Raw genomic sequence first — 24,906 nt, forward strand, 5'->3', positions numbered from 1 at the left:
TTTAAAAAGTATTGAGAAATTACTGAAATTACTGAAAAATTAAACTGTATAACCTCATGTAAAGGGTTTGTTTTGCTAAAATTTTGAAAATTATATATAATTTAATCATAAAAAATACAAAAAACTTGTTTGAATATTAAAAAAATTATAGTAATATATTAATAATACATTGTTAAAAATTTATTGAGAGGAAAATTAGAAAAGGAGTGTTAGTGTTTAAGGGAAAAAGCCGAAATGTTTTAGCATAAAATTAAGTACTTTGTTTTATGGAGGAAAAATTGAATGGAAAAATTAATTACAGATGATGCTTTGTATCATAAGATTGACGAAATTATCGCAATGCATGGAGCAAGTAAGCATAATTTACTTGCAATATTGCTTGAAGTTCAGGAAATCAATCCAAATCATTACATTTCAAAAGATGAAGTGATCTATATCAGCAAAAAGCTTGATACTCATGTTAGTAATGTTTTTAATGTTATGTCTTTCTATTCTGCATTGTCAGACAAACCAAAAGGAAGATATGTGATTCAGATATGCAACAGCACCTGCTGCAAGGTTTCAAAATATGAAAAATTGCAGGAAATGATTGAAAAAGAGCTAAAAATTAAGGTTGGAGAAACAACTTCAGATGGAATGTTTTCACTCGAATATAGTTCGTGCTTCGGGGCTTGCGATATATCACCGGCTATAAAAATTGGTCATGAGGTATATGGAATGCTTGATCAATTAAAGTTGAAACGAATAATTGAAAGTTATAGAGGTAATTAGTATGGATAAGTCAGTAAGCATTGTTTCTAAGAATTTTAAAAAAATAAAAGTAGATACAATTGACGATTATTTAGAAGTTGGAGGATATGAATCTTTAAAGAAAGCATTGTCAATTGAGCCATCAGAGATTATTGAAATGGTTAAATCATCAGGTCTTAAAGGGAGAGGTGGGGCAGCATTCCCTACAGGGAAAAAGTGGGAACAAGCCTCGAAAGTTGAAGGTGATACTTACATTCTTTGCAATGCAGATGAAGGAGAACCATCTACTTTTAAAGACAGGTATTTTCTTGAATATGACCCTTATAGAATCATTGAAGGAATGACCATAGCAGCTTATGCTGTGGGTGGAAGAGAAGGAATAATATATATAAGAGAAGAATATGGAAGAATAAGAGAAATAATGAAGAAGGCAATTGCAAATGCAAAGGCTGGGGGATATTTAGGAGAAAATATATTAGGAAGTAACTTGAGCTTTGATATTAAAGTTGTATCAGGCGCAGGAGCATTTATATGCGGTGAAACAACTGCTTTAATTGAATCTATAGAAGGAAGAGGTGGAAGACCTAGAATTAAAGTAAAACGTACAGCTGAGGCTGGATTGTTTGATAAACCTACTTTGGCAAACAACATAGAATCATATGGTGTTGTTACTACGCTGCTTTCAGAAGATGCAGAAAAATATTTAAATTGTGGAACTTCAATAAGTAAAGGTACAAAGATTATCAGTTTGTGCGGAAATGTTGAAAAACCAGGCGTTTATGAAGTCCCGTTTGGTATAACTTTAAGAGAAATTATATATGACCTTGGAGGAGGCATTAAAGATGGTAGACATTTTAAATTTGCACAAGTCGGTGGAGCATCTGGTCCTCTTGTTCCAAAGTCTATGCTTGATATTAAATATAGTTATGAAGATTTTAAGGAAAAAGATTTTAGTATTGGCTCCGGGGCAGTTTTAGTTGCTGATGATACAAACCGTATTTCAGAATTTATGGTAACTGTTCAGGAGTTTTTTGCACATGAAAGCTGTGGAAAATGTACGCCATGTCGAGAAGGAAACAGACAGCTGCTTAAGATAGCACATCGGTTTGCTGAAAGAAAAGGTGAAATGGAAGATATTTATAAAATTCAACGATTGGCTAATATAATGCAAAAATGTTCGTTTTGCGGTCTTGGAACCGCAGCACCTACAGTAATGGTAACTGCAATAAAGCATTTTTATGACGATTTGAAAGAAAACATGGTTGAAAATAAAATATAGGAGAGATTAACATGAAAACATGTACTTTGTCAATAAATAATAAGCAAATAACAGTACCGGAGGAAACGACTATATTAGAAGCGGCAAAAAAACTAAATATTAATATTCCTACCTTATGCTATCATCCTGATCAAAAAGTAAAAGCAAACTGTAGAATCTGTTTAGTGCATGATAAAAGTTCAGATAAGTTTGTAACGGCCTGTTCCACAAAGGTAACAGATGGAGCTGAAATTTTGACAAATACGCAGGAAGTAAGAGATTTACAAAAAGGCGTGTTGGAATTAATTATAGCAAATCATCCAAATGATTGTCTAAATTGTATTCGATCTGGATCATGCAGCCTTCAAGATTTATGCAGGAGATTCAATATTAATAACAGCGATATGATTAATAACATTGATACTTATGTAATTGATAATACTTCAGGTGTATTGGTAAGAGACCGTAATAAGTGCATCAAATGCATGAGATGTGTAGAAGTTTGCCAGGAAACACAGATGGTAGGTGTTTTAAGTCCTTATAACAGATCGGTAAATACTAATGTAGGGGCTGGTTTTAATACTAATCTTGATAAGACACTCTGTACTTTTTGTGGACAATGTTCAAGTGTCTGTCCAGTTGGAGCAATATATGAAAATGATGAGACTGAAAAAGCTTGGGAAGCAATAAATGATCCAAACAAGCATGTTGTTGTTCAAGTAGCTCCCGCAGTGCGAGTTGCCCTTGGTGATGAACTTGGTATTTCAAGGGGAGAAGAAGTAACTGGAAAAATGATAACTGCTCTTAGAATGTTAGGCTTTGATAAGGTTTTTGATACAAACTTTACTGCTGATTTAACAATATTAGAAGAAGGAAATGAACTTCTTCATAGGATTAAAACTGGAGGTACACTGCCTTTAATAACATCATGCAGTCCCGGATGGATAAATTATGCGGAAGGATTTTTCCCTGATTTATTAGAGCATGTGTCAACATGTAAGTCTCCGCAACAAATGTTTGGAGCAGTTGCTAAAACTTACTATGCAAAAAAGATGGATATTGATCCAGCAAAGGTTTTCGTTATTTCAATTATGCCATGTACTGCGAAAAAATTTGAAGCTGCAAGACCTGATATTAATTCCAGCGGATTTAGGGATGTGGACGTTGTTTTGACCACAAGAGAGTTGACAAGAATGATTAAAAGCGCAGGTATTGATTTTGCAGATCTTGAAGATGAGGAATTTGATACATTGATGGGAACTTCAACTGGTGCTGCTGTAATTTTTGGTGCAACCGGCGGTGTTATGGAAGCTGCACTCAGAACGGTATATGAAAAGGTTACAGGAGAAATTCTAACAGATATTGATTTTCATGATGTCAGAGGTTTTGATGGTATAAAAGAAGCAACTGTTGATTTAGCAGGAACTTCTGTTAAGGTTGCTGTAGCTCATGGATTAAGTAATGCGTATAAGTTGATGGAAGAGGTTAAAAAAGGTAACTCGGAATATGCTTTTATAGAAATAATGGCTTGCACAGGTGGATGTTTAGGCGGAGGAGGTCAACCGGTAAGATCAACTAAATTAGTAAAGGCTCGCAGAATGGATTCTATTTATAGAATAGATAGAGAAATGCCAATCAGAAAATCACATGAAAACCCTGAAGTAATACAATTGTACGAAGACTTCTTAGGAAATCCAAACAGCCATCTTGCACATGAATTACTCCATACACATTATAAGAAAAGATCAGATGAATTAGTATAAAATTAAAGCATTATATACTTTTTAGATATAAAAATATAAGGTAAATAATATTAAATAGAAATACCGTACAGTTTTTTGTTGTACGGTATTTTAATAATTAGATTAAAATTATCATTTTATACTGCAAAACATATACTAAATTATAAAAAGTATATGGAGGTTTTTATAGTGTTTCATAAAATGGATCAAACATTATCAAATGATAACTATATTACATATGATCAAATGAATATAATAATTGCTTTTCAAAAACTATGGTTAAATATTGCTAGCTGGATGAGGACGTATATAAAAGCTTTAATTTATGATACGAAAAATTTAAAATCAGTTGCTAATTATTTAATTAATATACCAAGGGAATTTTATAATACTTTTAGTATATTTTATGGCACTGAAGCTGCACAAAGATTAATGGATATTTTAACGGAATTTATTAAAACTGCTATGAGTGTAGTGGAATCTATGAAATATGGTGATAAAGTATTAACGAATTCAAAAATAATTAAATGGTATAAAACAGCAGATGAATTAGCATCATTATTAGCTAGGATAAATATATATTGGGATGAAAAACATTGGAAATATTTACTCTATCAATATATTAAATTAAAAATCGATGAAGTTAGTGCAGTAATAAATGAAAATTATGATGAGGAAATTGTAACATATAATATGATTGAAGATGTTATTTTTTTAATAGCAAGTTACATGGCAAGAGGTATTATTTCATCTAGCATAACACAAGATTCTATCAATAATACAACAAATAACAGCATATTGTAAATAGGCGATTGCTGTTGAAAAATAAGTAATCTTGACGATATTTATGCGTTGACTATTTCTCCTCCGTTAATATGAATAGTTTGTCCTGTAATATAAGAAGCGGCATCAGATGCAAGGAAAACATAAGCTCCTGCACATTCCACAGGTTGACCAGCTCTCCCCATAGGAGTATTTGCACCGAACTTGGAAACTTTTTCTTCACTAAAACTTGAAGGAATAAGTGGTGTCCAAATAGGTCCGGGAGCTACTGCATTTACACGGATTCCAGATTTAGATTTAGCAAGGGATGTGGCAAGAGAGCGTGTAAAAGCTACTAAAGCTCCTTTAGTCATAGAATAATCAATTAAGGTTTCATTTCCGTGAAAAGCTACTACAGAAGTTGTATTTATAATACTGCAACCGGATTTAAGATGTGGAAGTGCAGCTTTGGTCATATGAAAAGTACCATATACATTGGTTTTAAAGGTTTTATCAAATTGCTCTTCAGAAATAAGCTCAAGTTTTTGAGCTTCATATTGAACGGCTGCATTATTTACAAGTATATCCAGTTTATTAAAATGATTGATTGTTTCAGAGATAACTCTTTGACATTCAGTTTCTAAAGATAAATCTGCCTGTATGACTAGGCATTCTCTTTGAACCGCTTCTATTATATCTCTGACGGTTTGAGCGTCTTTTTTTTCATTATAATAAGCAATTACAATATTAGCACCTTGCTTTGCAAATGCTAAAGCTACAGCTTTGCCAATACCGCTGTCACCACCGGTTATAATGGCAACTTTATCTTGCAATAAAGTACCCCTTGTAAGATAACTGTCATTATCATAAATCGGAAATGGAATCATTGCATATTCAAGACCTGGATGCTGGTCTTGGTGCTGCGGTGGAAATGAAGTTGGAAAAGACATAGTTAGCCTCCTTTTATAATTTATTAAATTATTCTTATTATGTACAAAAACATAATATCTACACATAAGTATACTTACAGATTATATTGTTTTTATATATGAATATATTATTGTGTATATTTTAATTATTATGTAGAATATAGACAATCAATAATGAAAAGGGGTGGAAATTATGAGCATATTATATTTACCGGTATTTGAAAATGAAGATGGTGTAAGAGGTTTTTTTTCAACCAAAGCGGGAGCAGCTCTTAAAAGTCCATATTATAATAAAGACGTACTAGAAGAATTATCATTGGAAGATTATAAATTAATATGGCCAAAACAAGTACATAAGGCAAATGTAGAAATTATTAAAGATATTGGCAATAAGAAGGAAGTTATAATTCCTGAAACTGATGGTTTGGTTACAAATAATCCAGATGTTTTACTGACAACCGTACATGCTGATTGTCTTGCAGTGTATTTTTATGATAAAGAACAAAAAGCAATAGGGTTAGTACATGCAGGATGGAGAGGAACTGTAAAAGGCATATCGCAAAATGCAGTAAAAATCATGATGTGTGAATATAACAGTAAACCTGAAGATATTATTAGTTTTATAAGTCCAGGTATAAGTAAATGCTGCTTTGAGGTAGGCAGAGAAGTATATGAAGAATTTAGGCAAAAATGGGACTTTGCAGATGAATTTGCAGAAAAAAAGGGTGAAAAGTATTATATAGATTTAAAAGGAATCAATAAAAGACAGCTTTTGGATTTAGGAGTAAAAAATATTCAAGTCAGCAGTCATTGTACTTGTTGTAATCCAGAATTATTTTGCTCGTATAGAGGAGAAAAGGGAGTAAAGAAAAGAATGGGGGCAGGTATTTGCTTAAGTATAAAGCACCGCTAGTTTTGCGGTGCTTTAATACTAACTTCTGTATTTTCTTCGTTTGAACCTACTTAAAGCAAAAATTACTATTAACATAATTAATCCGAGTCCAATATTAATATAAACTTGTATAAGCTTGGAAGAAGATTGTTGTGATTCATGGGAATTTGATTTTTTATGCATATTATTATTATCAAAATTATTTACCATATCTTTGTTAATTCCTAAATCTGCCAATTGAGTAATTTCTTCCTCTGTTAGATCTCTTCCTTTTGCCTCGTTGACTATATTCATAACCTTTTGCATATCTACTTGTTTAGGGAGTTGATTTACATTTGTATTTGTAGATTCATCATTGCCATTATCTAAAGTATTTTGAATATTATCATCCATAGGATTAAATGCTTTATTTCTGTCTTTTTCGTTACCATCTCCTTTTCCGCCTCCCATACTTCCTAAAGAAGAAAGATCAATATCATCAGATGTAATTAATAGTTCGGGATTTTCGCTTTGACCTGTAGTAGTGCTTGGAATACTTCCGTCAAGTTGCCCTTTGATACTTTCGCCACGTAATATCAATATTTGTTTTAAAGTTGCTGTTGCATTTTCATATTCTTCATAAGAACAAAGTGCGGATGAATCAGATTTTACATAACTGTTGATTCTATTTGTAAGAGTATCTATTGTAGAAGTTATTTTATCTTCTGCGAGGTAGCTATTATAAATTTCTTGTAAATAATTATGATAAAGTTTTTTATACTTTGGTATCTCAAGTAATTTACTAATAAGAGGTCTATCCGCCATATCCACCCCCGAAACAGGAGTATCTATTGGAAAATTAATAACTGTACTTGAGTCTTTGGAATGCATTCCTCCAAGGGAAAGACCATAATCCCAAGGTAAAACTGTAACTTTGCCATTATTTTCATATAAATAATAGTTTTGACACATGGTAGAAGAATAACTGTCCATATTTACCATTACCGTGTGTGCTGCAAGGTATCTCAGTATTTGGTCTATATCAAAGTATTTTTCAAGATCTTTTCCCTCATTTAGATTTTTGATTGCAGTTATAATTCTTTTTTTATCACTATTCGTGGTTTTGTTACCTACTGCATTATCAAAAATTCCTAAATAACTGCTAATCTCATCATCTGTATATTTTAATGTTGTGCCGCTGTTTTCACCCATTGATTTCATACCCCCATGAGTTTTGTTTTCATCATTTTGAGGTACATTTCCTTGAATATTTTCTCCCGACTTTGATATTGCTGGTGGGGACCCTGTAACATCATTTCTTTGTGGCGTATTGCCTTGATTGTTGTTTCCTGGCAATTCAGTAATATTATCTTGATTTATTTTTGCATCCATTGGCGGAGTTTTATCCTGATTTGTGTTCACGTTCATTTGAGGCATAGGTCCTTGTTTGCTATTACCTGCATCATCTTCATTTTTATCCATTTTATTGCCTATTTCAGAAGATTTAACACTGTAAAGATGACCACTGATATCATTAAAAGTGCGCTTTTCAAAGCTATCATTATATCCTTCTAAAGCAAGATAAAACCCAAAGTTTTCACCGTTTACGCTTAAATTAGAAAAATTATATAGAGAACTGTTTACTCCTATAGAGTTCATAATATCGAAAGCTATATATTCTTTAAGATATGAATTATCACTTAACATATTATTAAGTATAAGTGTATCCAATCCATAGCATGTCTGATTGTCAATAAATTCATCAAATTTTATTTTAAAACTGTATCTGTCACTGTTTTCATTTGATGCTATTTGGTTAAGGCTGGAATTACCTTTTGGTCTTATCCCAACATTTGAGAACTTTTTCCCATTCACAATTACATCTACCATAGTATATTGTTCCAGAAGTGCATTTTCTATTATACTGTTCCAAGTATCATCATCAGTGATTACTTGTATATCTATAAAATCTTCATCAAATAGTTTTGCCTCATATTCAGATGTTGATTGCTGTTCTTTTGAATCATAAAAAAAATACATACTTACAATGCATAAAACAACAGCCAATATAATAGAGATTATTGTAATTATTTTAGTATGCTTTTCACTTAACAAGGTTAAAAACCTCCTTTCGGATGTGAGGATTTTATCCCATATAATCACCGTTATAACTTACAAGTACTGCGCTTTTTATTCCAGGTATTTTTGAAACTTCATTTATAAATTCTGTTGTCATATCTTTAAGCCTTATTTCCACAGTAATTTCAATTCCATCAGAAGAAACGGTTTTAGATTTTACAACTTGTTTTTTAACTTTATTTTGTGTAAATTCAATAGCTTTCTTTTCAGAAATATCATCTTCACATGATAATACTAAAATATAAGGGTTATCTTTTGTGTCTTTATTTACGAATAAAATCATAATCAATCCTATGAACAAAGAACCAAGTATACCTAATGGAATAAATCCTGCACCTAAGACTATACCTACACTGATTGACCAAAACAGAAAAGCTATGTCAAGAGGTTCTTTAATAGCGCTTCTAAAACGAACTATAGATAATGCTCCCACCATACCTAGTGACAGAACTACATTTGAGGTAACTGCTAAAATAATAAGTGTTGTTATTAGTGTCATTGCTAAAAGAGATACACAAAAACTATAAGAATACATTACTCCCTTAAAGGTTTTTTTATAAATCAACATTATAAAAAGTCCAACTACAAATGAAAGTACAAGAGCAATAACCATATCTATAATAGAAATTGAACTTTGATTTTCCAGAAAACTGCTTTTAAAAATATCATTGAAACTAATTGTATTATTCAATTTTGAATCCTCCGTTTATCCATAAATTCTGCATAATGCATACTTTGAAATTGCTGTTTTACTTCGTTGACCTGTCTGTATTATGTCACAGATAATTTCAGGTAAAAAATTATCATATTTCACTTCAAGTATAATTAAATCCTTATTTATACTTGCAATAGTTGGTAAATTATCTGATAAAATATCAATATTATTTATTCCGGTTCTTATTGATTTATCAAATGTTATACGGACATTACCTGTTGAGAAAATATATGCTTCTCTAATATAGTCCACAACTGTTTTTGGTCTTAGTAACTCATTTCTCATCTTTAACACTAATTCTCTAAGCAGTGGTCTTTCAGAAACTTCAAGCTCCTGAATGTTGCCTGAAATTATCAGATTGCAGTCATCAACTGATAATTTGCAGCTTTGTTTAGTACAAAGACCTCTTTCTTTTGATTTTTTTTCAAGCTTTATAAAATTTAAATCATTATTATAAAATCGAATACGAAATTTTTCACGTTTACTGATGCCTATTAATTTTTCCTGTAAAGCTTTATTGTTATAATTGTCAAAATATAGACTTCTAATTTTGTATTCCCCATTTTCTCCTGCATTTCTATCAATTTTCATTATCTTTGAAATTCTGCTTTTAATAATCATATAATCATTTTTATTAATATAATGCTTAAATTCATGCCTTGGTTTCACTCCGCTCACCTCCTTAATTGAAAGAGTATAAAATGCCAACCTTAAAATAACCTTAAAATATTTAATTAATTTGTTGACTCTCACATAATGGTATACTCTATACTGTAAATGAGCTCAAAAAAACACATATATGTGAGGTAAAAATAAATGTTGAAAATAGGAGATTTTTCAAAACTGTCAAGAATTAGTATAAGAATGCTCAGACACTATGATGAAATAGGTTTGCTTATTCCCGAAAGTGTTAATGATTTTACAGGTTATCGCTATTATAGTGAAGATCAGCTTTCTGTTGCCAATCGCATTACTGCTTTAAAAAATATGGGGTTCAGTCTTACGGTTATAGGTGATATTTTATCCCAGTATGAGGATTCTGAAAAACTGAAAATCTATCTTAGAATAAAACAAACAGAGATAAAGGAGCAAGTTGACAGTTTAGACGAAAAACTTAGATTGTTGGAAACAACGTTAAATCGTCTTGGAAAGGATGGTATAAATATGAATTATAATGTAATTTTAAAAGAATTGCCTCAAATGTATGTTGCAAGTGTACGCAAGAATATTACAGATTATTCTTATGAAGGTAAATTGTGGCATATACTTATGAAAGAAACTGCTCATATGAATTTAAAAGATGGAGAGCCTTGCTATACGTTAGCAATTTTTCATGATGGTGAATTTAAAGAAAATGATGTTGATGTGGAAGTTCAAAAATCCGTTAAAGGAAAATATGAAAATACTGAAAATGTAGTATTTAAAACTATGCCACCTGTTCAAATAGCATCAGCTATTCATAAAGGAGGCTATGATAAAATCAGTGAAGTGAGTGAAGCAGTGGCAAATTGGGTACGTGATAATGGATATGAATTTGATGGACATTTTTTTGATATTTATCATGTAAGTCCTCATGAAACACAAAATCCGGAAGAGTGGGTAACAGAAGTCTGCTATCCTGTAAAAAAGAAGTAAATATATTGTTATATAAAAAATCAATTAAAACAATACACCTAAAAATCAGGTAAATGTATTTTAATATGCTTTCTTTGAAGAAGATAGTTTAAATTATAAAAACTGTTTATTGCAAGGAGGGCATATTTTTTATTGAAAAAACAAATTTTTCAACTTAGAAAAATTAAAATATAAAATAAGCTTTAATTAGATTTCTTGAACTTTGTAAACGTATTTTAGTACTGCAAATTGTAATAACAATTTAAAGTGAAAATATAGGATAAACTGTTTAAGGACTTGCATAAATTCCATATATAGAGAAAGACTAATCTTTGTTAGTTATATATTTAAAATACATAATTTCTAGAACTAATAATTTCTTTTATTTACATAAATAAAAGTTTGTGTTCAAAATGAAAATTCATAAGAAGTTAGATTATTTTTTATTTACATAATTATAAAGGAGGGTTTCGTATAGAGATATGTTAAAGAAGAATTTGTATAAGCTTATTTTTGCTTTATTAGTAGTTAGTTTTGTACATGTACAAGTAATTTGTACTTTTGCAGAAAGTGATAATAATGAATTTGATAATAACGTGAAAATAGAAGATTCTGAGAACAAAAATTTGACCATTGTAACGCGAAGTCCGCATTTATATGAAGAGGAGTGCAATTATAATACAGAAGAGTCGCAAGAAGTAAATAGTGAAACAGTTGCTGATTTTAATGAATTAGGATTAAATAAAATAAATATAGATGAAATATCAAAATATGTAAAAGTAAAGAAGATAGATGAAGAACAATTTTATGATATAAATTTTAATATGGAAATATTGAATGTTGCTTTGACAAAGAGTAATGATCTATTGATAAGAACTAAAAATAATACCTATTATGCTATTAAAATGTCTCAAAAATATATTAATGCTTTGGAGTTAACCGGTGTTTTAAATGTAGGAAGCAGTAAAGCTATTAATGAAGATAAAATAGACTCAAAAAGAAGTACAAGTATTTTTATTATTTTTTCTTTAATTATATCATTTTCTTTTTTTGTTTTATGGTTCTTTTTTATAAATAAAAAAATCCTTAAAAAAGATAAACTTATAGTCAATGAGAAAAATAATACAAAGAAACCTGAAACAAATACTGAAAAAAATGTAACTTTTGATAAAGTTCAAGGTATAGATGAATTAAAGCCTGATTTGTTAAGGTTAGTAGATATATTAAAATTTCCGTATAAATATAAAAAATTAGGAGCAAGACCGACAAAGGGGTTAATTCTTTACGGACCTCCAGGCACGGGTAAAACATTGATAGCAAAAGCAATTTCAGGGGAAGCGGGAGTACCTTTTTTCTCAGCATCCGGAAGCGATTTTGTAGAAAAATATGTGGGAGTAGGAGCCTCAAGAATAAGAGACTTATTTAATAAAGCTAAGAAAGTAACACCATGTATTGTATTTATTGATGAAATCGATGCAATAGGCGGAAACAGAGGTGAAGGAAATAACAGTGAGAGGGATCAGACAATAAATGCTTTGCTGACAGAGCTTGATGGATTTTCTGCTGCAGAAGGTATTTTAACAATATGTGCTACGAATAGGCTAGATCTTTTAGATTCAGCGTTGACTAGACCGGGAAGATTTGACTTAAAATTGGCGGTAAATTTACCCGACAAACAAGCAAGGCACCAAATATTAAAACTTCATAGTGCAGATAAAAAACTATCCCCTAAAATAGATATTGAGGGATTGGCTAAAAAGACTAATGGTTTTTCAGGTGCAGAGCTTGAAAATTTATTAAATGAGTCTGCTCTAATTTCAGCTACAAAAGGTAAAGAGTCTATTACGAAATCAGATTTAGAGGAAGCATTTTTTAAGTTAATAATGAATGGTAACCGTAAAGAAAGATTGAAAGATGATAATGATTATTCTAAATTAGTAGCTTATCATGAAGCCGGTCATACTTTGGCAACTAAACTATTGACAAAAGACAGCGTTCCAACTGTTACTATAGTACAAAGTACCTCCGGTGCAGGAGGTGTAACCTTTAGAGCCCCAGAAGATGTACCGCTTAAGAGTAAAAAATATCTAAAGAGCTTAATAAAAGTCATGTATGCGGGAAGAGCGGCAGAAGAAATATTGCTGGATAGTGATGAGGATATTACAACCGGAGCATCTCAGGACATTAAACAAGCTACGGAAATTATTAAGCAATATATTGGTATTTATGGTATGGGAGACAAAGGTATGATTGATATTACTCAACTTACAAATCAATTTAATATTGTAGAAGAAGCCGCTTGTTTGGCAAATGATCTTTATAAAGATACTATAGAATTTCTTGTAAAACATAGAAAAAAACTTGATTGCATTGCTAAGGAACTTATGGAAAAAGAGACATTGGATGAAATGAGAATAGATACTATTATAAGTGAAAATTAATTTTAAATTCCTTTTTTATAATTGACATATATAGTTCATCTATATATAATCATATATAGATGAACTATATATGATTACGAAAAGGAGTGGAGATTAAAAAATGAAACTAGATAAAAGTTTAAACAGCGGTAATACTACTATGCTGATTTTAAAATTAATAGAAGAAGAAGATATGTATGGTTATCAAATGATAGAATCACTTGAGAAAAAGTCAAATTCAGTTTTTTCATTGAAAGCAGGAACTTTATATCCGATTCTTCATTCACTGGAACAGCAAAATATGGTTACTGCTTATGAAGGTATTTCTGATGAGGGCAGAAAGCGAAAGTATTATAAGATAACAGAAAAGGGGAAAAAATTATTACAGGAAAAAGAGAAAGAGTGGGTACATTATGCAAATGCCGTAAAAAATGTATTGGGAGGTGTTTCATATGTGGGAGCCTAATAATAAAATAAATGAATATATTAATATGGTACTTCACCAAATCAGATGGAAAAAAGCCCATGATAATATTTCTCAGGAATTATTAAATCATATTGATGATCAGAAAAATACTTTTATAAATAAAGGTCAGGATGAAAAGACGGCGGAATTAAATGCAGTTGCCCAGATGGGCGATGCTGTTATTGTAGGCCAGCAGCTTGATAGAATACATAGAGCAAAGACCGAATGGAGTATACTAGCAATAATAGGGATTTGCATATTAATTAGCGTTGCTGCACAATACCTTATTTCTTTAAATTCAGTAAAATGTGAATGGACTAACCCATTATATTTGGCTGATTATTTAAAAACTATTCCTTTTGGAATTGGAATTTTGCTTATTACATATTTTATGGATTACAGCCTATTAGCAAAATATCCTAAGATACTTTATGGATCAGCATTAGGAGTTTGTATATTATTGTTTGGAGTTAGTTCACGCCGTAATGGATCTTACATCCATGTATTTTATTTTGCACTATTATTTATAGTGTTATATTCATTAATCGTTTACAGTCAGAGAAATAAAGGTTATACAGGCATAGTTTTTTGCGGAATTGTAGGTATAATGACTAATCTTATTTTCTTATATGCTGCGTCAATACTTTCAGCATGGATGTTTACATTATGCGGAGCCATAATACTTACAGTGGCAGTTATAAAAAATTGGTTTAAGGTAAGTAAAAAATTTACACTGTTATTAGTATGGGTTCCAATAATACTTTCATTTCTGATTTTTTTATATATTAGGTCTGATGTTCTCTTAAGAGATAATGGTTATATACTTATGATGGTTAGAGATTTGTTAGCAGATTCTCAATTTATTGGTCAGGGGAGTTTAGCTAGTTTAAAAGAGTATAATATAGAAAATTATTTACCTTCCTGGTATTATGATTATTCTTTACTTTACTTTACTTATAAATTTGGTTGGATTGTAAGTTTGGGAGTTATTACAGTCACAGCATTTCTAATAATAAGAATATTTAACGCAGTAAAAAAACAAAGAAGTGAATTAGGATTTATACTATCTCTATCAATTTGTCTGGCAATAAGTATCCAGAGTATAATGTTTTTATTATCCAATCTAGGGGTTTGGGCATATGGTCTTTGCCCATTGCCGTTATTATCACCCGGTAAGATAAGTTTTTTGATTAATATGGCTTTATTAGGATTTTTGCTTTCAGCATACAGATATAATAATGTTATGAAAGATCCCATTATTTTGCAGGAAAAATAATATAGATAATAATATAAGCCTTTAATTTAGAATTTTCATATAATTGATATGATTTTGCGGTTGTGCAGCGTGTTTGTTTGTCAACTTATGCGTATATATGTCAACTTATGCATCAAGTATTGACTAAGAGAATTAATCCGTTTACTATTTATAGTTGTAATTAATATATTTAAAGACAGGGGAAGGGGATGAACTATTTATAAAAGACAAAGTAAAAAAGTGCTTGATAAAATAGTAAAAGAAGGAGAAGGATTATGAAAAGAAATATTAAAGGATTTATTTTAGGATTTGTTGCAGCTTCATTGATGATTGTTCCTATGTTTGCTTATGCTGATACAATTCAAGTTATTTTGAATTCAGTCAACATTAATTTAAATGGAACACAAGTTGCAGAGAAGGGGCAGTCTTATACTCTTGAAAACGGAAATTCAACACCATATAGCTTGAACTATAATGGTTCAGTATATTTGCCAATTAGAAAAGTATCAGAATTAATAGGAAAAGATATTACATATGATGGAAAAACTACAACTATTACTATTACTGATAAGAAGACAGAAGATACTGTTACACAAAAAGAAGAAACAGAAAAAAAAGATAATACTAATAATAACGAAGAATCAAATAAAGATTCTTCAAAAGACAGCTCTAATACAGATACAAAATCAGATAAAAATGATTCATCACAAGATAGTTCTAAAACAGTATCGGATACAGATGTAAAAAGCGGTTTTTTAGTTATTAATTCTTTCTATAAAGTCAAAGATAATAAAGATACAGTAAATAAACCAGAGGGGTATTTAGATGGCAAAGAATTCACTATGCTTACTTCAAAACAAGATTTGATTAATTTTTCTGATACAGTACAAGCCTTATATAAAATTAAATATAGCGATAAAATAACTGAGATGAGCTTAGTTTCTCCTGAAAAAGAAGATACTGTTAAAGAAATAAGTTATACTGGTACATCAATAATAGGTTCTAATGGAACTTATGAATTAGATCCATACGTATTATGTTATGAGTTTAATGATAGTAAAGATATAGAATATGAGGTTAGTAAAATTCATCATTTAAAAAAAGGTAATAAAGTATATTTATATGAAACAAATGGAAAAGACGGGTATGATATAGTCTTGATGGATTTAACAGAGAAAGAATAACTTTGAATAAATATTAGACTTGAAGAAATTGAATTGACCCGCCTAAGTTAGACTTAAAAATCTAACTTAGGGGAGGTCATTTTTTTATAGTAGATAATGAGTTTTTATTACTTCTGATATTAAGATAATCATATTCAATTGCATCTGTGGGACAGATGCTTCTGCATTTTCCGCAGCGGATACATTCCGGATCATTTGGATTTTTTAAAGGATTAACATTCATTGGGCAAATGTCAGCACATGCATGACAATTTATACATTTTTCTGAGTTTATATGGTATTTAAAAACAGAAACTGGATTAAATATAGCATAAATTGCTCCCAATGGACAAATATATTTGCAAAATGGGCGATAAATAATAATGGATGCTATAATAGTAATTATCAATAATACATTTTTCCAAACATACAGCCAACCTATGGTTTGTTTAAGCGTCTTATTCATTAGTACCAGAGGTATTCCGCCTTCTAATGTGCCGGCTGGGCATATAAGTTCACAAAAATACGGACTACCTTGTCCAATAAGGTCAACTATAAATAATGGCATTAAAATGACAAATACAATAAGTATTACATATTTTAATTTTCGTAATAAGCCATCACCTTTAAATGTTTTTAATTTTTTAGGAAAAGGTATTTTGTTCAGTAAATCTTGTATAAATCCAAAAGGGCATAAAAATCCACATACAAAACGTCCCATTAATGCACCTATAAAAATCATAAAACCTGCAATGTAAAAAGAAAATTTAAATTCATAACTGCCTATAACTGCCTGCAGCGATCCAATAGGACAAGATGCTATTGCACCTGGGCATGAGTAACAATTTAAACCGGGAACACATACATTTTTAATTTTTCCTTGATATATTTTACCTTGAATAAAACCTATGATAAAACTATTAGTAATAATTGCCCATAGTGCTTGCATTGTAAACCTGAAGGGATCATTTGTTTTTATTTTATTATCCAATTCCTATACACTCCAAACATATATTAATTGCTTTTTCAAACATAATAGGGACTTCACCACGAGAAATTCCCCAAAATATTGAACCAATACTAATAACAATGACTAGCGAAGTAAAAAGGTTCGAGTGTTCTAATTTTTGTAATTGCATAAACATTTTTCCTATTGTTTATTTAGTTTTGCAAGTTCATTTTCAATTATTTTAATCCATTCGTCTTTAGAATGTGATCCAGAATACGTTTCACCTACAATATTGCCTTCTTTATCTACAAAAAAAGATTCTGGAACTGTATTAACTCCTTTTAATCTTCCTTGCCTTAACACTTCATCAGGTAAGAGAATATCATATTCAGCCTTTGTGGATTCTATAATTTTCTTTAATTTATCAAATTTTGCATCATCAATTTTTCCATCCTCATTGACATCAAGGACTATTCCAATTACGTTAACCTTTTTGTCAGCCATTTCTTTGTCAATTGCATTTAGATAAGGCATTTCTTCTATACATGGAGAACAAAATGTTGCAAAAAGATTTACAAGGGTTAAATCATAGTCGGAAAAAATATCATTTGTAATTTCTTTTCCATTAACATCTTGAGCTTTAAAGTCTCCAAGCTGTGTAGCTGCATTTTTGTTTACATCAGTAGCATATTCATTCTCAGAGCTGTTTTTTACAGCTTCAGGAGAAGAAGGTGTTGGGGAAACTGTATTTGTGGAATCATTTTCATCAGAATTATAACACCCTGTTAAAAGGCCTGTACTCATAGAGCAGATCAGTAAAATTAATAAAAGTTTTTTCATTATATTTCTCCTTTATAAATATTAAAATTAAAATCATATATTGATCATACTTAGTATTCCTTAAAGAAATATTATTTAAACCCGATAAATTATTAAATTTGGGTTTTTATTTGAATATATCAAATGAGTTGAAATATTCAAAAAAATTAAAGCATATTATTCATAAAACGTTATTTTTAATAAGGAGGAAAATCTATGAAAGCAAAAAAAGTAATGTGTATATTAATTTCATTTATTTTTGTTATTTCATTTACGGCATGTACAGGAGGTAATAATGCAAATAATGTAAGTCCATTTGAGAAGCATAATATTGATTACCCTGATGGATATATTACTGATGAAAGTGGTGCTTCAAGCTATAATGGCTTAGGAGATCATTTTAATTCTCAATATTTTAGCCATTTAGATTTTTATAATATGAATTCAAGTGATAACTTAACCATAATTCCTAATTTTAAAACATATCAGCAGACCACTGAATATACATGCGGAGCATGTGCAGCGCTTATGGTATTAAATTATTATGGCAATAATAAATATGATGAGATGACTATAGCTAAAATGGCAAATATAAGCGACAAAATAGGAGTTGGTCCAAAGGGAATTGCAGATTTCTTTAATCAAATAGGCTGGAATGTTAAAAGTTCTTTGGAATACAATGGAGAAAATACTTTTAATAATACAGAAGAATTTGAAAAATGGGTAATAGAGAATCTTTCTGCTGAGACACCAATAATGATAGACTGGATAGATTGGTGCGGACATTGGCAAGTAATTATTGGTTATGATACTATGGGTACGAAAGATAATTTCGGAGATGATGTTATTATATTAGCAGATTCTTATGATACAAGTGATCATTACCAGGATGGATATTACGTAGTACCAGCAGAGCGCTTTTATTACATGTGGGAGGAAGGATCTTGTACAGGTGAAGCTCCAAAAGCACAACCTTGGGTTATAGCTGAGCCGATAGAATAAAATAGTTTAAATTTTATTTAGACAATTAAAAATATAATACGGATACTGATTTTTAAATGTATAAATTTATCTTACAATTCATTAAGAACTAAACGTAAGTTTAAAGCGTCAATCAAAAATTGACGCTTTAATTATATCTTAAAGTTTACAATTTTTTATTAATTTTGTTATTTTTTATTTACTATTGACAAAATATTTATAATTAAATAAAATATAGTCGTATTTTATTTGATTTAGTTAGATTTAGTCAAATATAATTAAATGTTGTCGAATTATATATAAAAATATTGGTTTACATTTATAATGAATATGTTATATAGATTTATATTTTAAAGTTAGGGGTTTAATAGTGATCAGCATTGTAAAGAAATATAAATTAATTTTAATTTTTGTATTTATACCTATACTTATATTTATTTTTTCTTTGACTTTTGGAAGATATTTTATAAAGATCAGCGATTTAATTAACTTAATGGCAATTAGACTTAACAATAAACCACTTGGTGATTATGAAGTTATAAATACAGTTATTTTTAATATGAGATTACCTAGAATAATAGCAGCTTTACTAATTGGAGGTGCCTTGTCTGTTTCCGGAACTGTTTATCAAAGCATATTTAAAAATCCTATGGTATCTCCGGGAATTTTAGGAGTATCAAATGGAGCAGGTTTTGGGGCGGCTGTAGGTATACTTCTATCATTTGGATCAATAGGGGTTCAATTTACTTCATTCATTTTCGGAATATGTGCTGTTATGATTACATATTTACTTAGTTCAGCATTAAGTAAAAAAATAGGCGATTCTATTTTAATGTTAATTTTGTCAGGTATGGTTATCGGTACAATTTTTTCATCTTTAATATCATTAACTAAATATGTTGCCGATCCTGATGATGCGTTGCCGGCGATAACGTTTTGGTTAATGGGAAGTTTAACTTCCATTACAATGAAAGATAATTTAATAATTTCAATTCCTATAATTTTAGGGACTCTTCCCCTTGTGATGTTTAGGAATAAGCTTAATATATTAGCTTTTGGTGATGAGGAAGCACAAGCTTTAGGAGAAAATACAGAACGAGTAAGATTATTATTTATTATTTGTTCTACATTAATTACGTCAGCAGCAATATCTGTTTCGGGAATAATTGGTTGGGTAGGTTTAATAATCCCGCATATAACAAGAATTATAATAGGACCTAACAATAATTTATTAATACCCACATCAATAGCAATTGGAGCAAGCTATCTTATGATAGTAGATGATGTAGCAAGGACAATATGCAGTATAGAAATACCGTTAGGTATTTTAACCTCTCTAATTGGAGCACCGTTTTTTTTATATTTACTATTTCATAAAAAAGGAGTTTAAAATGAGATTAATAATAGAAAAATTAATGTGCGGCTATGGAAAGAAAAAAATAATTGAAAATATATCATTTAGTATAACCAATGGGGAATGTATATGTTTATTAGGACCAAATGGAGTAGGTAAGACAACTTTCTTTAAAACTGTTTTGGGTTTTATAAAACCATTAAATGGATCTATAACTTTGGACAATAAAGATATTACAAAATTATCACGTAAAAATTTTGCAAAAGTTATTGCGTATGTACCACAAGCACATAGTATTCCTTTTGCTTTTTCAACAATAGATGTTGTTGTTTCCGGCAGAAATGCTCACTTGGGAATAACTTCAAAGCCAACCCCTAAGGATTATAAGATTGCGCTGGAATGTATGGAAGAGTTGGGGATAGGTTATTTAAAGGATAAATTATATACACAGATCAGCGGCGGAGAACAGCAGATGGTTTTAATAGCCAGAGCCTTAGTACAAGAACCAAAGATATTAGTTTTAGATGAACCAACGTCAAATTTAGATTTTGGTAATCAAATAAGGATCCTAAATCAAATAAATATGTTAAAGAAAAAAAATATTGCGATTATTATGACCACTCATGCACCAGATCATGCTTTCTTATGTGGTACTAAAGTTGTTATATTTCAGAAAGGGAGGTTTGTTAATATTGGGGAACCTGAAAAAATAATTACCGAATCGTTATTAAAAGAAGTATATGGCGTTGATGTAAAAGTTCATAATTTATTAACAAATATAAATGAATCAAAAAAGATATGTGTACCATGTCTTGAAGCATTGTAAGAAGAAAGGAAAGACGAAAAAACTATGAAAAAATTATTGATTTGTATATTGGTTTTAACAATAATGGTTTTACCTGCATGTTCAACTAATAATAGTAATGATGATGCAAAAACTACTTCATCAGATGATAGTACATATGTAATTACAGATATGGCTGGAAGAGAAGTTGAAGTACCTAGTAATATTGATTCAGTATTATCAAGATGTCCGATAGGTACTATTATAATGTATACTTTGAATCCAGAAAAAATTGCCGGATTAAACTGGGAACCTACAGAGGTAGAGAAAGAATATTTATCTAAAGAATATTTGGAGCTACCTATGTTGTCAGGTTGGTATGCTAATGGGAAAACGGGAAATGTGGAAGAAATTCTTAAGGTATCTCCGGATATTATTTTCTCTAGTGGTACATCTGCTCAGGCAAGTATCGATCAAGCAGACGAAATACAAAATAAGTTAAATATTCCTGTTGTTATTATAGATACCAATTTAGATAAGCTGGAAGAGATGTATACATTTGTAGGGAAATTAGTAGGAGAAGAAAAGAGAGCAGAAAAGCTATCAAAATATACTAAAGAGCTTTTGGCAGATGTAGATAAAAAAGCAAAGTCAATAAAAGATGATGAAAAAGTAAAAGTTTATTATGCAGAAGGTCCAGAAGGATTATTGACAGATCCAAGTGGTTCAGAACATGCAGAAGTAATTGATTTAGTTGGCGGTATTAATGTTGCGGAAGTAGAAATTAAAAGTGGAATGGGAAGATCAGAAGTATCACCGGAACAATTAGTCGTTTGGAAGCCAGATGTAATAATTACTTGCCATGATCAGGGATTTGGCGGAGAAACAAATACTTATAATAATGTGTTGAAAGATAACAGATTTAAATCTTTGGATGCAATAAAAAATGAGAAAGTATACGAAGTTCCTTATAAACCTTTTAATTTCACGGATCGTCCACCATCAGTAAATCGTTTAATAGGAATTCTTTGGTTAGGAAATATATTATATCCTGATGTTTATGATTATAATATAGAAGATAAAATGGAAGAATTCTATAAATTGTTTTATAATGTTGATTTAACTGACGAGCAAGTAGATGATATTTTATCAACTTCAAGACTAAACTAAGGAAGGTGGAAACAATTTGAATAGTACTGATATTAAAGAGTTTCGTAAAACTGCAGAAGAAATATTTGCTCCTATATATCCTGTTATTGCTGATAATATTATCAAAAAGACAAAGGCTGATAAAGGCTTATGCATAGATATAGGTACCGGTACAGGTTGTTTAGGATTAGCTATAGCTAAAAAATTGCCGGATATGGAAGTTATTTTATCTGATATTTCAGAAGAAATGATAAAAATAGCTGATACAAATATAGAAAAGGCTGGAAATGGTAACAGAGTTAAAACTAAAAAAGGTAATGTCGAAGCATTACCTTTTCAAGATAGTATTGCAGATCTAATAGTCAGCCGTGGATCTATATTTTTCTGGGAAGATGTTTATAAAGGTATTTTGGAAATCTATAGAGTATTGAAACCGGGTGGATTTGCATATATTGGCGGAGGCTTTGGTAATGAAGAACTAACAGAAAAAATTAATGCTCAAATGGTGAAAAAAAATCCAAATTGGTTTGAAGAGAGAAAAGATAGAATTGGCGAAGATAGGCATAAATTTTTTGAAGAAACAATTAAAAGAGCTAAAATACCAAATTATGAAATAGAAAGAGGAAAAGCAGGTCTATGGATAATATTTCAGAAGTAAAGAATTGCTATATTTGCTCAAGAGAATGTAATATGTCTGAGAATCGAATAGGGGCATGTGGAAAATATACATTGAAAGATGGAAAGATTAAAGAAATTGCAGAAAATAAATATCTTGTCATCTGCGGAATTTCAATAGAAACAATGCCTATATTACATTTTCATCCAAAGGGGAAATTTCTTCAAATTACAACGATAGGGTGTAATTTTAATTGCCCAGGATGTGTTTCTTCGGTAATGGTAAAAGAATTAGGTCCTGATAGCAGTGCGCTTAAATATAAAACTCCGAGTGAAATTATAGAAACCGCAAAAAAAGAAAACTGCATAGGGATTTCTTTTGTAATGAATGATCCTCTTGCATCATATTTTACATTTTTGGAAGTTGCGAAAAAAGCAAAAGAAGCTAATTTGCTGGTGGGATGTTCCACTAATGCATATTTTACTGAAAAATCAGCAAATGAAATTGCTGAATACATTGATTTTATTAATGTAGGAGTAAAAGGCTTTAATGATGAATCGTATAAATTATGTGGTGCAAATGAAATCAAACCCGTTTTAGAAAATATAATAACTTTTTTTAATAAAGGTATTCATTTAGAAATCTCTTGTATGTATAAAAAAGGCGATAATGAAAATTTGGAAAAACTTGCAGTGTGGATGTCAAATTTAAACAAAGATATTCCCTTACAAATTATGAGGTATATACCACTGGAAGATGCTATAGTTGAATTGGAGCCTACAATAAATGAAGCAGAAAATTTGTGTGAAAAATTAAGCACTATATTGAATTATGTTTATTTGTTTAATACTCCGGGCACTAGATTTTTAAATACATACTGCCCTGAATGTAAAAATATTATAATTGAGAGAGATTTTTATGGACCAATGGGGGCTAAGGTAATTAATTCAACGACAAATTCAGCATGTTCAAAATGTGGAAATAAAATTTCCATAAAAGGATTAAAAGAGAGAGAGCCATTTAAAGAAGATGGTTTTAATGGAGGATATCCTTTTACAAGAGCATTGGAAATGATACAGGCCATTTTGATTACATCAGGCGTAAATAAGTTAAGTGATGTAGTAAAAGTTTGGGAAATTATCTTACAAGATAATGGTATAGAAAATTTACATGAAGATATTCAATTTCTTGATTCTTACTTATGTTCAATTGAGAAGTTCGCTGGTTATTGTGGAGCAGAAGAGAAGGCAAAATTGTTAGCTTCATATATGAGAGAAAAAATTAATGAAATTAATAAGAAGGTAGAGACTGTAAAAAATAAACCTCGTGTATATTATTGTATGGGAAAACCACTATTTTGTTTGAATGCAGGAAGATTTGAAAATCAGTTAGTTACGGCTGCCGGAGGTATTAGTGTCAATAGAGAAAAAAAGATAGACGGAAGACCCGGAAAATCTATTAGTGTTGATGAATTAAATGAATTGAATCCTGATGTTATATTCATTTCATCTTTTTTATCCAATAATATTGATGATTTTTATCGAGACTGTCTTGAAATGGGTGTTAAAGTTAATGCTGTGTATTCTAAACGTATATTTACTCATACTTTTCCAAACTGGGATTTTGGAAGCCCTAGATGGCTGTTGGGTTTAATGAACATAGCGAATATTTTACATCCTGATGTTTTTAAATACAATATGATGGATGAGGCACAAGAATTTTATAATAAATTTTATAAAACTGAATTTATACCTAAATCATTAAATTTATCATTTGGGAAACCTAATAATAATTGGAACTGGAAATAATAATTAATTTAAGGTTTAAAAGTATAAAAATAGCCGGGGTTGAATTGATGTGACCCCAATAAGTTAGACTCTATAGCGAAGTAGTATTTTTTACTGCTTCGCCATTTTTATGCTACTTGGCTGAGTCGATATTCAACAGGATTCATCCAAGATAGTTTTTGCTTGATTCTTTGATTATTATAATAATATATGTATTTCTCTATTGCATCCTTCAATTCTTCATAACTATAGTAAACGCAGCCATAATACATTTCTTGTTTCATCACTCCAAAAAAATTCTCCATTATTGAATTATCGTAGCAATTTCCTTTTCGTGACATACTTTGATATATACGGTTTGATTTAAGATTACTACTGTATGC

The 24,906-nt window shown here is 30.3% G+C and carries 24 protein-coding genes; 16 read left to right on the forward strand and 8 right to left on the reverse strand.

Features of this window, described 5'->3' with window-relative positions:
• Positions 1 to 282: 282 nt before the first annotated feature.
• The 4 genes from K292_RS0115270 (at position 283) to K292_RS0115285 (ending at position 4,554) form a co-directional block, all read left to right on the forward strand.
• Positions 283 to 771, forward strand: a complete 489-nt coding sequence (locus K292_RS0115270) for an NADH-quinone oxidoreductase subunit NuoE family protein (protein WP_051280873.1) — start codon at positions 283 to 285, stop codon at positions 769 to 771.
• 1 nt (position 772) lies between these two features.
• Positions 773 to 2,029: a complex I 51 kDa subunit family protein gene (locus K292_RS0115275; RefSeq protein WP_027400568.1), complete on the forward strand. Its 1,257-nt coding sequence runs from the start codon at positions 773 to 775 to the stop codon at positions 2,027 to 2,029.
• A gap of 11 nt (positions 2,030 to 2,040) precedes the next feature.
• On the forward strand, positions 2,041 to 3,771 hold the full coding sequence (locus tag K292_RS0115280; RefSeq protein ID WP_027400569.1) for an NADH-dependent [FeFe] hydrogenase, group A6: 1,731 nt from the start codon (positions 2,041 to 2,043) through the stop codon (positions 3,769 to 3,771).
• Positions 3,772 to 3,939: 168 nt separating this feature from the next.
• Positions 3,940 to 4,554, forward strand: a complete 615-nt coding sequence (locus K292_RS0115285) for a hypothetical protein (protein ID WP_027400570.1) — start codon at positions 3,940 to 3,942, stop codon at positions 4,552 to 4,554.
• A 41-nt stretch (positions 4,555 to 4,595) separates the two neighbouring features.
• On the opposite strand, the gene K292_RS0115290 is transcribed toward K292_RS0115285, so the two are convergent.
• A complete protein-coding gene (locus K292_RS0115290; RefSeq protein WP_027400571.1) occupies positions 4,596 to 5,462 on the reverse strand; it encodes an SDR family oxidoreductase in 867 nt (288 codons plus the stop codon).
• Between the two features lie 172 nt (positions 5,463 to 5,634).
• On the opposite strand from K292_RS0115290, the gene pgeF reads away from it, so the two are divergent.
• Positions 5,635 to 6,354 (forward strand): peptidoglycan editing factor PgeF, encoded by a 720-nt coding sequence (pgeF, locus tag K292_RS17540; protein WP_051280875.1) that lies wholly within the window; start codon positions 5,635 to 5,637, stop codon positions 6,352 to 6,354.
• An 18-nt stretch (positions 6,355 to 6,372) separates the two neighbouring features.
• Here pgeF and K292_RS17545 read toward each other — a convergent pair whose 3' ends face one another.
• From K292_RS17545 to K292_RS0115310, 3 genes are read right to left on the reverse strand one after another with little or no spacing between them, the layout of a single operon-like run.
• The gene (locus K292_RS17545; RefSeq protein WP_051280877.1) at positions 6,373 to 8,427 is read right to left on the reverse strand and encodes a CotH kinase family protein; all 2,055 of its coding nucleotides are present in this window, start codon (positions 8,425 to 8,427) and stop codon (positions 6,373 to 6,375) included.
• Between the two features lie 31 nt (positions 8,428 to 8,458).
• Positions 8,459 to 9,142 carry a DUF4956 domain-containing protein gene (locus K292_RS0115305; RefSeq protein ID WP_330365017.1) on the reverse strand — a complete coding sequence of 228 codons (684 nt, stop codon included), beginning with the start codon at positions 9,140 to 9,142 and terminating at the stop codon, positions 8,459 to 8,461.
• A 15-nt stretch (positions 9,143 to 9,157) separates the two neighbouring features.
• Entirely contained in the window at positions 9,158 to 9,835 is a 678-nt protein-coding gene (locus tag K292_RS0115310; protein ID WP_330365018.1) for a polyphosphate polymerase domain-containing protein, read from the reverse strand.
• 147 nt (positions 9,836 to 9,982) lie between these two features.
• Between K292_RS0115310 and K292_RS0115315 the strand changes: the two genes are divergently transcribed.
• From K292_RS0115315 to K292_RS0115335, 5 genes are all read left to right on the forward strand, one after another.
• Entirely contained in the window at positions 9,983 to 10,801 is an 819-nt protein-coding gene (locus tag K292_RS0115315) for a MerR family transcriptional regulator (protein ID WP_027400574.1), read from the forward strand.
• A gap of 461 nt (positions 10,802 to 11,262) precedes the next feature.
• Complete coding sequence (locus tag K292_RS17550; RefSeq protein ID WP_051280879.1) at positions 11,263 to 13,221, forward strand: ATP-dependent metallopeptidase FtsH/Yme1/Tma family protein; 1,959 nt, start codon at positions 11,263 to 11,265, stop codon at positions 13,219 to 13,221.
• Positions 13,222 to 13,321: 100 nt separating this feature from the next.
• Positions 13,322 to 13,666 carry a PadR family transcriptional regulator gene (locus K292_RS0115325; RefSeq protein ID WP_027400575.1) on the forward strand — a complete coding sequence of 115 codons (345 nt, stop codon included), beginning with the start codon at positions 13,322 to 13,324 and terminating at the stop codon, positions 13,664 to 13,666.
• A complete protein-coding gene (locus K292_RS0115330; protein WP_027400576.1) occupies positions 13,653 to 14,942 on the forward strand; it encodes a permease prefix domain 1-containing protein in 1,290 nt (429 codons plus the stop codon). The genes K292_RS0115325 and K292_RS0115330 overlap by 14 nt, the downstream gene beginning before the upstream one ends.
• Before the next feature lie 254 nt (positions 14,943 to 15,196).
• Positions 15,197 to 16,105, forward strand: coding sequence for a stalk domain-containing protein (locus tag K292_RS0115335; RefSeq protein WP_027400577.1), 909 nt, complete (start codon positions 15,197 to 15,199; stop codon positions 16,103 to 16,105).
• A gap of 76 nt (positions 16,106 to 16,181) precedes the next feature.
• Here the strand turns inward: K292_RS0115335 and K292_RS0115340 are convergent, their stop codons facing one another.
• Genes K292_RS0115340 through K292_RS17555 form a run of 3 tightly spaced genes read right to left on the reverse strand, consistent with a single transcriptional unit; the run spans position 16,182 to position 17,873 of the window.
• The gene (locus tag K292_RS0115340; RefSeq protein ID WP_084146045.1) at positions 16,182 to 17,033 is read right to left on the reverse strand and encodes a 4Fe-4S binding protein; all 852 of its coding nucleotides are present in this window, start codon (positions 17,031 to 17,033) and stop codon (positions 16,182 to 16,184) included.
• A 34-nt stretch (positions 17,034 to 17,067) separates the two neighbouring features.
• Entirely contained in the window at positions 17,068 to 17,229 is a 162-nt protein-coding gene (locus tag K292_RS19610) for a CD1871A family CXXC motif-containing protein (protein WP_408605252.1), read from the reverse strand.
• A gap of 5 nt (positions 17,230 to 17,234) precedes the next feature.
• The gene (locus K292_RS17555; protein WP_051280883.1) at positions 17,235 to 17,873 is read right to left on the reverse strand and encodes a TlpA family protein disulfide reductase; all 639 of its coding nucleotides are present in this window, start codon (positions 17,871 to 17,873) and stop codon (positions 17,235 to 17,237) included.
• Between the two features lie 195 nt (positions 17,874 to 18,068).
• On the opposite strand from K292_RS17555, the gene K292_RS0115355 reads away from it, so the two are divergent.
• From K292_RS0115355 to K292_RS0115380, 6 genes are all read left to right on the forward strand, one after another.
• Entirely contained in the window at positions 18,069 to 18,854 is a 786-nt protein-coding gene (locus K292_RS0115355; protein WP_051280885.1) for a C39 family peptidase, read from the forward strand.
• 349 nt (positions 18,855 to 19,203) lie between these two features.
• On the forward strand, positions 19,204 to 20,223 hold the full coding sequence (locus K292_RS0115360) for a FecCD family ABC transporter permease (protein WP_245570878.1): 1,020 nt from the start codon (positions 19,204 to 19,206) through the stop codon (positions 20,221 to 20,223).
• Position 20,224: 1 nt separating this feature from the next.
• Complete coding sequence (locus tag K292_RS0115365) at positions 20,225 to 21,013, forward strand: ABC transporter ATP-binding protein (RefSeq protein ID WP_027400582.1); 789 nt, start codon at positions 20,225 to 20,227, stop codon at positions 21,011 to 21,013.
• A gap of 24 nt (positions 21,014 to 21,037) precedes the next feature.
• Positions 21,038 to 22,141 (forward strand): ABC transporter substrate-binding protein, encoded by a 1,104-nt coding sequence (locus K292_RS0115370; RefSeq protein WP_027400583.1) that lies wholly within the window; start codon positions 21,038 to 21,040, stop codon positions 22,139 to 22,141.
• Between the two features lie 16 nt (positions 22,142 to 22,157).
• Positions 22,158 to 22,778, forward strand: coding sequence for a class I SAM-dependent methyltransferase (locus K292_RS0115375; protein WP_027400584.1), 621 nt, complete (start codon positions 22,158 to 22,160; stop codon positions 22,776 to 22,778).
• Positions 22,757 to 24,544, forward strand: coding sequence for a radical SAM protein (locus K292_RS0115380; protein WP_027400585.1), 1,788 nt, complete (start codon positions 22,757 to 22,759; stop codon positions 24,542 to 24,544). Before K292_RS0115375 ends, K292_RS0115380 begins: the two co-directional genes overlap by 22 nt.
• Before the next feature lie 107 nt (positions 24,545 to 24,651).
• Here K292_RS0115380 and K292_RS17560 read toward each other — a convergent pair.
• Positions 24,652 to 24,906, reverse strand: a 255-nt coding sequence (locus K292_RS17560) for an IS3 family transposase (protein ID WP_027400586.1), incomplete at its 5' end; no start/stop codon positions are given.

The organism is Anaerovorax odorimutans DSM 5092, assembly GCF_000426305.1.
In the GTDB taxonomy this organism is placed as follows: domain Bacteria; phylum Bacillota; class Clostridia; order Peptostreptococcales; family Anaerovoracaceae; genus Anaerovorax; species Anaerovorax odorimutans.

Coding starts and splice junctions, on each gene's coding strand:
- K292_RS0115270 (WP_051280873.1), top strand. CDS start 283: ATGGAAAAATTAATTACAGATGATGCTTTGTATCATAAGATTGACGAA.
- K292_RS0115275 (WP_027400568.1), top strand. CDS start 773: ATGGATAAGTCAGTAAGCATTGTTTCTAAGAATTTTAAAAAAATAAAA.
- K292_RS0115280 (WP_027400569.1), top strand. CDS start 2,041: ATGAAAACATGTACTTTGTCAATAAATAATAAGCAAATAACAGTACCG.
- K292_RS0115290 (WP_027400571.1), bottom strand. CDS start 5,462: ATGTCTTTTCCAACTTCATTTCCACCGCAGCACCAAGACCAGCATCCA.
- pgeF (WP_051280875.1), top strand. CDS start 5,635: ATGAGCATATTATATTTACCGGTATTTGAAAATGAAGATGGTGTAAGA.
- K292_RS0115315 (WP_027400574.1), top strand. CDS start 9,983: ATGTTGAAAATAGGAGATTTTTCAAAACTGTCAAGAATTAGTATAAGA.
- K292_RS17550 (WP_051280879.1), top strand. CDS start 11,263: ATGTTAAAGAAGAATTTGTATAAGCTTATTTTTGCTTTATTAGTAGTT.
- K292_RS0115325 (WP_027400575.1), top strand. CDS start 13,322: ATGAAACTAGATAAAAGTTTAAACAGCGGTAATACTACTATGCTGATT.
- K292_RS0115330 (WP_027400576.1), top strand. CDS start 13,653: ATGTGGGAGCCTAATAATAAAATAAATGAATATATTAATATGGTACTT.
- K292_RS0115335 (WP_027400577.1), top strand. CDS start 15,197: ATGAAAAGAAATATTAAAGGATTTATTTTAGGATTTGTTGCAGCTTCA.
- K292_RS0115340 (WP_084146045.1), bottom strand. CDS start 17,033: ATGCAAGCACTATGGGCAATTATTACTAATAGTTTTATCATAGGTTTT.
- K292_RS19610 (WP_408605252.1), bottom strand. CDS start 17,229: ATGTTTATGCAATTACAAAAATTAGAACACTCGAACCTTTTTACTTCG.
- K292_RS17555 (WP_051280883.1), bottom strand. CDS start 17,873: ATGAAAAAACTTTTATTAATTTTACTGATCTGCTCTATGAGTACAGGC.
- K292_RS0115355 (WP_051280885.1), top strand. CDS start 18,069: ATGAAAGCAAAAAAAGTAATGTGTATATTAATTTCATTTATTTTTGTT.
- K292_RS0115365 (WP_027400582.1), top strand. CDS start 20,225: ATGAGATTAATAATAGAAAAATTAATGTGCGGCTATGGAAAGAAAAAA.
- K292_RS0115370 (WP_027400583.1), top strand. CDS start 21,038: ATGAAAAAATTATTGATTTGTATATTGGTTTTAACAATAATGGTTTTA.
- K292_RS0115380 (WP_027400585.1), top strand. CDS start 22,757: ATGGATAATATTTCAGAAGTAAAGAATTGCTATATTTGCTCAAGAGAA.